This window comes from Streptomyces himastatinicus ATCC 53653 (assembly GCF_000158915.1).
Classification (GTDB): domain Bacteria; phylum Actinomycetota; class Actinomycetes; order Streptomycetales; family Streptomycetaceae; genus Streptomyces; species Streptomyces himastatinicus.
The window spans coordinates 3,679,773-3,688,632 of sequence record NZ_GG657754.1; the positions used below are offsets into that span (position 1 = coordinate 3,679,773).

The 8,860-nt window shown below is 72.4% G+C and carries 2 protein-coding genes; both read right to left on the minus strand.

The features are described 5' to 3' along the window. Positions 1 to 2,668, minus strand: a 2,668-nt coding sequence (locus tag SSOG_RS14870) for a type I polyketide synthase (protein ID WP_425385418.1), incomplete at its 3' end; no start/stop codon positions are given. 82 nt (positions 2,669 to 2,750) lie between these two features. Further along, positions 2,751 to 8,860, minus strand: a 6,110-nt coding sequence (locus SSOG_RS14875; RefSeq protein ID WP_106516399.1) for a type I polyketide synthase, incomplete at its 5' end; no start/stop codon positions are given.

Sequence of the window (8,860 nt, forward strand, 5' to 3'; positions counted from 1 at the left end):
CCGCCACGCCAACGGTCCACGCCCGGGCCACGCCCTCGACGAACGCCTGCTCCTCGGCACGGTCCGCCCGCAGCACCGGCACGAACGCGGCATCGTCGCCGGTCACGCACTCCTGCGCCATGGCGGTGAGCACACCGTCGGGGCCCAGCTCGACGTAGGTGGTGACGCCCTGCGCCTCCAGGGCGCGCACACCGTCGAGGAACCGCACCGCCTCGCGGGCGTGGCGCACCCAGAAGCCGGGGGTCGCGATCTCCTCGGCGGAGACCAGCTCGCCCGTCAGGTTGGACACGATCGGGATGCGCGGGGCCTCGTACGTCAGCCCCTCGGCGACCTCACGAAACGCGTCCAGCATCCCGTCCATCCGAGGCGAGTGGAACGCATGGCTGACCGCGAGCCGCTTGGTCTTACGACCCTGCGCCGCAAAGCCCGACGCGAGCTCCAACACCGCGTCCTCGTCACCCGAGATGACCACGGAGGTCGGATCATTCACAGCGGCGATGCTCACCCGCTCGGTCAGCAGCGGCGCCACCTCGAACTCCGACGCCTGCACCGCGACCATCGCGCCACCGGCCGGAAGCTCCTGCATCAGACGGCCACGAGCGGCTACGAGGGTGCAGGCGTCCGCGAGCGACAACACACCCGCCACATGCGCGGCAGCCAGCTCACCGATCGAATGCCCCGACAGGAAGTCGGGCCGTACACCCCACGCCTGCACCAGCCGGAACAGCGCCACCTCCACCGCGAACAGCGCAGGCTGAGTGAAGCCGGTCCGGTCGAGCACCGAGGCGTCCTCGCCGAACAGGACACCCTTCAGCGGTCGCTCAAGATGCCGGTCCAGCTCCGCACACACCTCATCCAGCGCATCCGCGAACACCGGATGGGCGTCATACAGCGCGCGCCCCATCCCCAGCCGCTGACTGCCCTGGCCCGTGAACAGGAACGCCACCCTGCCCTCGACCACCGACCCCGTCACCAGGCCCGGGACGGACTCGCCCCGTGCCAGACCGCCCAAACCGGCGATCAGCCCCTCGCGGTCGGGGGCGACGACCACCGCACGGTCCTCCAGCGCGGCCCGCCCCGACGCCAGCGACCAGCCCACATCCACCGGCGCCAGCCCGCCATCGCCCTCCGCCCGGGACAGCAACCGGGCCGCCTGCCCCCGCAACGCGTCGGCACCACGCCCCGAGACCACCCACGGCACAACGCCAGCCGCCACCGCGTCGCCCGCATCCGAAGTCGGCTCCACGGCCGGGGCCTGCTCAAGGATCACGTGCGCATTGGTCCCGCTCGCGCCGAAGGCGGACACGCCCGCACGCCGCGGTCGGCCTTCGGCCTCCGGCCACGCCCGCGCCTCGCTCAGCAGCTCCACCGCACCCGCGTCCCAGTCCACCTTGGACGACGGCTCACCCACATGCAGCGTCTGCGGCAACACCCCGTGCCGCATGGCTTCCACCATCTTGATGACACCGGCCACACCCGCCGCGGCCTGCGCATGCCCGATGTTGGACTTGAGCGACCCCAGCCACAGCGGCTGCCCCTCGGCGCGCCCCTGCCCGTACGTGGCGATCAGCGCCTGCGCCTCGATCGGGTCGCCCAGCGTCGTCCCGGTGCCGTGCGCCTCGACCGCGTCCACCTCGGCTTCCGACATCCGCGCGTTGGCGAGCGCGGCCCGGATCACCCGCTGCTGCGACGGCCCGTTCGGCGCCGTCAGACCATTGGACGCGCCGTCCTGGTTCACCGCGGAACCCCGGACCACCGCCAACACCGGGTGGCCGTTCGCCTGGGCGTCGGACAGCCGCTCCAGCAGCAGCATGCCCGCACCCTCGGACCAGCCCGTACCGTCCGCGTCGTCCGAGAACGACCGGCACCGGCCGTCGGGCGACAGCCCGCGCTGACGGCTGAACTCCACGAACAGGCTCGGCGTGGCGAGGACGGTGACGCCACCGGCCAGCGCCATCGAGCACTCGCCCGCGCGCAGCGCCTGCACCGCCAGGTGCAGCGACACCAGCGACGACGAGCACGCCGTGTCCACCGTCACCGCCGGGCCCTCAAGACCCAGGGTGTACGCCACCCGGCCCGAGGCGATGCTGCCCGCGCTGCCGTTGACGAGATAGCCCTCGAACTCGTCCGCGCTGCCGCCGTAAATACGGGCCGCGCCATAGTCGTCGTACATCACGCCCGCGAAAACGCCGGTCCGGCTGCCGCGCAGCGAATCCGGTTCTATTCCGGCTCGTTCGAGGGCTTCCCAGGCGGTCTCCAGCAGGAGCCGCTGCTGGGGGTCCATGGTCATGGCTTCGCGCGGGGAGATACCGAAGAACGCCGGGTCGAACTGATCGGCGTCGCGCAGGAAACCGCCCTCGCGGGCATAGCTCTTCCCCTTGGCATCGGGGTCGGAGTCGAACAGATCGTCAAGGTCCCAGCCACGGTTGGTGGGAAATCCGGAGACCGCGTCGACACCGGAGGCCACGAGGTTCCACAGCTCCGCGGGAGACTCCACGCCGCCCGGGTAACGGCAGCTCATCGCGGTGATCGCGATCGGCTCCGCGCTGCCGTCCTCCAGCTGCTGCAAGCGCTGCCGGGCCTGGTGCAGATCCCCGGTGACACGCTTCAGATAGGCACGAAGTTTCTCTTCGTTTGCCATCCCCGTGGTTTTCCTCTCCCCGTTCAAGAAAATTCACGCCGAGCAGCGTCCAGCCATAGCGGGTACGGCGATGCTGTCATCGGTATTGCGGTAGATCAGCGCCGCGATATCAGAGCTGATCGTCGATGAAGCTGAATAGATCGTCGTCGCTTACCGAATCCAGTTGGTCCACTACAGAGGTCGCGTGTTGTCCATCGCTCAGGCCGTCGCCTTCGCATTGCGCCAGCAGATCCCGCAATCGGGACCGTATGATTCCGCGGTGTGCATCGTCCTTGGGCAGCGTGGTGAGGACTGTTTCCAGCGCATCGAGTTCGCTGAGCCCGAGACGGAGCCCGAGTGCGTCCGCCGTCGTGGCGTCCGCCGGGCCGAACTCCGCCATCAGGTGCACCGTCAGGGCGCTGGGCGTCGGGTAGTCGAAGATCAGGGTGGCCGGAAGCCGCAGCCCCGTGGCGCCGTTCAGCCGGTTGCGCAGCTCCACGGCGGTCAGCGAGTCGAAGCCCAGATCCTTGAAGGGCTGCCCCGGCTGGACCTCCGCCCCCGTGGCATGGCCCAGCACCGCGGCCGCGTGGGTCCGTACGACATCGAGGAGCGCGCGTCGCCGCTCGTCCTCGTCGAGGCCCACGAGCCGGGACCGCAGCTCCGCCGCGTTCCCCGCCGCCGCCTCGGCGCCCTCTCCGACTCCGGCCCCGCTCGCGGTGGCCCTGCGCGCGGAGGGAGTGCGCACCAGGCCGCGGAGCAGCGCCGGTATGTCGGCTTCGGTGGCACCACCGGCCGCGGCGCGGTTGCGCAGCGCTGCCGTGTCCAGCCGCATCGGCAGCAGCACCGCGTCGCTGCTCAGGCTCCCGGCCGCGTCGAAGAGCGCCAGGCCACGGTCGGATTCCATCGAGGCGATGCCGGTACGGGCCAGCCGCTGTACGGCACCCTCGCCCAGCTGTTCCGTCATACCGCTGCGTTCGGCCCACAGCCCCCAGGCGAGCGACTGGGCGGGCAGGCCGAGGGCCCGGCGGTGGTGGGCCAGGGCGTCGAGGAAGACGTTGGCCGCCGCGTAGACACTCTGCCCGGCCGTGCCGAACGTGCCCGCCGCGCCGGAGAAGAGGATGAACGCGGACAGGTCCAGGTCCCGCGTCAGCTCGTGGAGGTGGAGCGCGGCGTCCACCTTGGGCCGCAGCACCCTCTCGGCCTGCTCCGGGGTGATGGACGTGACGATGCCGTCGTCCAGCACTCCGGCCGCGTGCACGACGGCCGTCAGGGGGTGTTCGGCGGGCACCTCGGCGAGGACGCACGCCAGCGCGTCACGGTCGGCGGCGTCGCACGCGGCGACCGTCACCTCGGCGCCCAACGCGCCCAGTTCCGCCTGGAGTTCGGCGGCGCCACGGGCCGTGGTGCCGCTGCGGCTGGTCAGCAGGAGCCGCCGTACGCCGTGCTCGACGACGAGGTGGCGGGCCAGCAGCGCGCCGAGCGTTCCGGTGGCGCCGGTGACCAGGACCGTCCCCGAGGGGGCGAAGCGCTCGGCGGCGCCCGGTTCCGCCGGTGGCGGGGACGTCCGCGACAGGCGCGGGAGCAGCAGTTCGCCGTTGCGCACGGCGACCTGAGGCTCGTCGGTGGCCAGGGCGTACGGCAGCGCCGGACCGGAGACCTCGATGTCGTCGACGTCGACCAGGACGAACCGGCCGGGGTTCTCCGCCTGGGCCGACCGGACCAGGCCCCACAGCGGTGCGTTCAGCAGATCCGGTCGCTCTCCCGGACGCGCCACCACGGCGTGCCGGGTGAGGAACACCAGCCGGGCCGTGGCGAAGCGGTCGTCGGCGAGCCACGTCCGTATCGTCGCGAGCGCGCCGTCGACGGCCGTACGCACTCCCTCGGCCGCCCGGGAAGTCTCAGCGCCACCCCCGTCGTCCGGGAAGCAGGCGACGAACACCGCATCCGGCGCCGCCGTCGCGCCCGCCTCGACCGCCGCGTCCAGCGCCCCCAGGTCGGGGTACGCCACCACATCGGCGTACGGGCCGACGGCATCGCCCAGCTTGAATTCGCCCGGACCGACCACGGCCCATGTGCCGCGTCCTCCGGGGCGGGCCGACGCCTGCCGCGACGGCTCCCACGCCACCCGGTACAGCGCACCGCCCTGCCCGGTCCGGCCGGCGAGGTCGAGCTGCGCCGGGTCGACCGGCCGGAGCACCAGCGAGTCGATGCCCGCCACGGGCTGCCCCGCGCCATCGACGATGGTCACCGACACGGCGTCCCCGCCCGCCGGGCCCAGCGCCACCCGCACCCGCGACGCGCCCGCCGCCCGCACCGTGACGCCACGGCACGCGAACGGCAGTCGCACGACGGACCGGTCCCCGAACGCGTCGCCCAGCCGCAGCCCGTGCAGCGCCGCGTCCAGCAGGGCCGGGTGCAGAGCAGCCCCGGCGGCCTCGGCGTGCTGTTCCTCGGGCAGCACCGCCTCGACGAACACCTCGTCCCCACGCCGCCACGCGGCCCGCAGACCCCGGAACACCGGGCCGTACTCATAGCCCGCGGCGGCGAAGTCCTCGTACAGACCGGCCGTGTCCACGGCCACCGCGCCCTCCGGCGGCCACATGCTCAGGGCCCGTACGGCGGACGAGGCGGCCCCGGCCACGGCCAGGACGCCCGTGGCGTGCAGAACCCACCCGCCATCGGCGTACGAGGGGTCCTCGGGCCGGGAGTGGATGGTCATCTCGCGCCGCCCCGTGTCGTCCGGTCCGCGCACCGTCACCCGCAGCCGCACGCCCTCCGCTTCCGGGATGATCAGCGGTGCCTGGAGCGTCAGTTCCTCGACCACATCGCAGCCGACCTGGTCACCGGCCCGGACCGCCAGCTCCACGAAGCCGGTACCCGGCAGCAGCACCACCCCGCGCACCTGGTGGTCCAGCAGCCACGGATGCGTACGCGGCGACAGCCGCCCCGTGAACACCACACCCGCCGAGTCCGGCAGGTCCACGGCCGCCCCCAGCAGCGGGTGCTCGGCCGACTCCAGCCCGAGGCCCGATACGACGGCCTCGCCGCCCACGCTCGTGTCCAGCCAGTAGCGGCGGCGCTGGAAGGCGTACGTGGGCAGATCCACGCGCGATGCGCCCGCGTCCGCGAAGGCCCGCGTCCAGTCGACGTCCACACCCTGGACCCACAGCTCGGCCAGCGACGTCAGGAACCGGTCCAGCCCGCCGTCGTCCCGGCGCAGCGTGCCCGTCACCACTGCCTCGTCGGCGATGTCCTGCACGCTCATGGCCAGCACGGGGTGCGAGCTGACCTCGATGAACGCCCCGTACTCCTGCTCGGTCAGCATCTCGATGGCGGACTGGAAGCGCACGGTCTGCCGCAGATTCCGGTACCAGTACGAGGCATCCAGCGTCTCAGTGTCCAGCCATTCACACGTCACGGTGGAGAAGAACGGCACCTCGCTGGTCTGCGGACGTACGGACGCCAGCACCCGGGCCAACTCGTCCTCGATCAGCTCGACGTGCGAGGTGTGCGAGGCGTAATCCACCGCGATACGCCGGTAACGAACCTCCGCGGCCTCACACTCCGCCGCCAGCTCATCCAACGCCTCCGGCTCACCGGCCACAACGACGGAGGTCGGGCCGTTGAGCGCGGCCACCTCCAGCCGACCCGCCCACCGGGTCAGCCGGGCCTCAACCTCGGCCAACGGCAGCGCCACCGACGCCATCCCGCCACGACCCGCCAGACCGCCCGCGATGGCCTGCGACCGCAACGCCACCACCCGGGCGCCATCCTCCAACGACAGCGCACCAGAGACGCAGGCCGCGGCAATCTCGCCCTGCGAATGGCCCACCACGGCGGCGGGCTCGATGCCGTACGAACGCCACAGCGCCGCCAACGACACCATCACCGCCCACGACACCGGCTGCACCACATCAACCCGCTCAAGCGAGGACGCACCCCGCACCACATCCAGCAGGCTCCACTCCACGAACCCGGAAAGCGCCGCAGCACACTCCGCCATCCGCTCCGCGAACACCGGCGAAGCATCCAGCAACTCCACCGCCATGCCCGACCACTGCGAACCCTGGCCCGGGAACACGAACACCACCCGGCCGCCAGCCCCCGCTGCCGCGCCCGTCACCAGCCCAGGAGCCTCCTCGCCCCGCGCCAGCGCACCCAGCCCGGCCACCAACTCATCCCGCGAACCCGCGCTCACCACCGCACGGCTGTCGAACACCGCGCGCCCGGACGCCAGCGACCACCCCACATCCACCGGCGACAGCCCGGCATCACCCTCCACCCGGGCCAGCAACCGCGCCGCCTGCTCGCGCAACGCCCCAGTACCACGTCCCGACACCGCCCACGGCACCGCCACCGGCACCACACCAGCCGCCTCACCCGATTCCGCCTCGGGCGCCTGCTCAAGAATCACGTGCGCGTTCGTGCCGCTCACCCCGAACGCGGACACGCCCGCCCGGCGCGGACGGCCCTCCGCCTCCGGCCACTCCCGCGCTTCCGTCAGCAGCTCCACCGCACCCGCCGACCAGTCCACCTTCGTGGACGGCTCGTCCACGTGCAGCGTCCGCGGCAGCACCCCGTGCCGGAGTGCCAGCACCATCTTGATGACACCGGCCACACCCGCCGCGGCCTGCGTATGCCCGACGTTGGACTTCAGCGAGCCCAGCCACAGCGGACGCCCCTCGGCCCGCTCCTGCCCGTACGTGGCCAGCAGCGCTTCCGCCTCGATCGGGTCGCCGAGCGTCGTCCCGGTGCCGTGTGCCTCGACCACGTCGACATCCGCCGCCGACACACCCGCGTTGGCGAGCGCCGCGCGGATCACCCGCTGCTGTGAGAGGCCGTTCGGCGCCGTCAGACCGTTCGACGCACCGTCCTGGTTGAGGGCGGAGCCGCGTACGACCGCGAGCACCGGATGGCCGTTGGCCCGCGCGTCGGACAGCCGCTCCAGCAGGAGCATGCCCGCGCCCTCGGACCAGGAGGTGCCGTCGGCCGCGTCCGAGAACGCCTTGGAGCGTCCGTCCGCCGCGAGCCCGCGCTGCCTGCTGAACTCGATGAACATGCCGGGCGCGGCCATCACCGCCACGCCACCGGCCAGGGCGAGCGAGCATTCGCCCGCCCGCAGCGACTGCACCGCCAGGTGCAGCGACACCAGGGACGACGAGCACGCCGTGTCCACGGTGATGGCGGGCCCTTGGAGGCCCAGCGCGTAGGCGATGCGGCCGGAGATGACACTGGACGACTTGCCGGTGAGCAGGAAGCCTTCGAACTCTTCGGGTGCCTCGTGCAGACGGGCGGCGTAGTCCTGGTAGGTCATACCGGCGAAGACACCGGTCATGCTGCCCTTGAGCTGTACGGGGTCGATCCCGGCCCGCTCGAACGCCTCCCACGACGTCTCCAGCAGCAGCCGCTGCTGCGGGTCCATCGCGAGGGCCTCGCGCGGCGAGATCCCGAAGAACGCCGGGTCGAACTCGGCGGCGTCGTAGAGGAAGCCGCCCTCCTGGACGTAACTCCGTCCCGGACGGCCCGGGTTCGGGTCGTAGAGGTTGTCCAGGTCCCAGCCGCGGTTCGTCGGCAGCCCCGCGATGACGTCGCGTTCCTGGTCGAGGAGGCGCCACAGCTCTTCCGGGGTGTGGACGTCGCCGGGCAGTCGGCAGCCCATCGCGACGATGGCGATCGGCTCGTCGTCCGCCGGGGCAGGGCCGGCTACCAGAGCTGTCGAGGGTTCCGGGTCCGCGTCGCCCACGAGTTCCGCGCGCAAGTGGCGGGCCATGAGGGTGACCGTGGGGTGGTCGAAGACCGCGCCCGTGGCGAGCCGCAGACCGGTGGCCGTGTTCAGCCGGTTGCGCAGCTCCATGACCCGCATCGAGTCGAAGCCGAGTTCCTTGAAGGCGCGCCCCACGGCGATGGCGTCGCTTCCGGCGTGTCCCAGCACCGCGGCGGCGTGGGTGCGTACCAGGTCGACCAGCAGGCGTTCCTGTTCGGCGGGGGCGAGCCCCGCCAGCCGTCGGCCGAGTTCCGGCCCGGCCGCCGCTTCGGCGGGCTCCGCGCCACCGGAACGTACGACGCTCGCGGCCTCGGGCAGTTCGTCGAACAACCGGCTCGCCCGGGTCGCGGTGAACTCCGGTACGAAGCGGGCCCACTCCACATCGGCGACGGCGACGAACGGCTCGTCCGCCCGCACCGCACGGCCCAGTGCCTCGACGGCCGACTCGGGCGCCATGGCGGTCAGGCCGCGGCGGC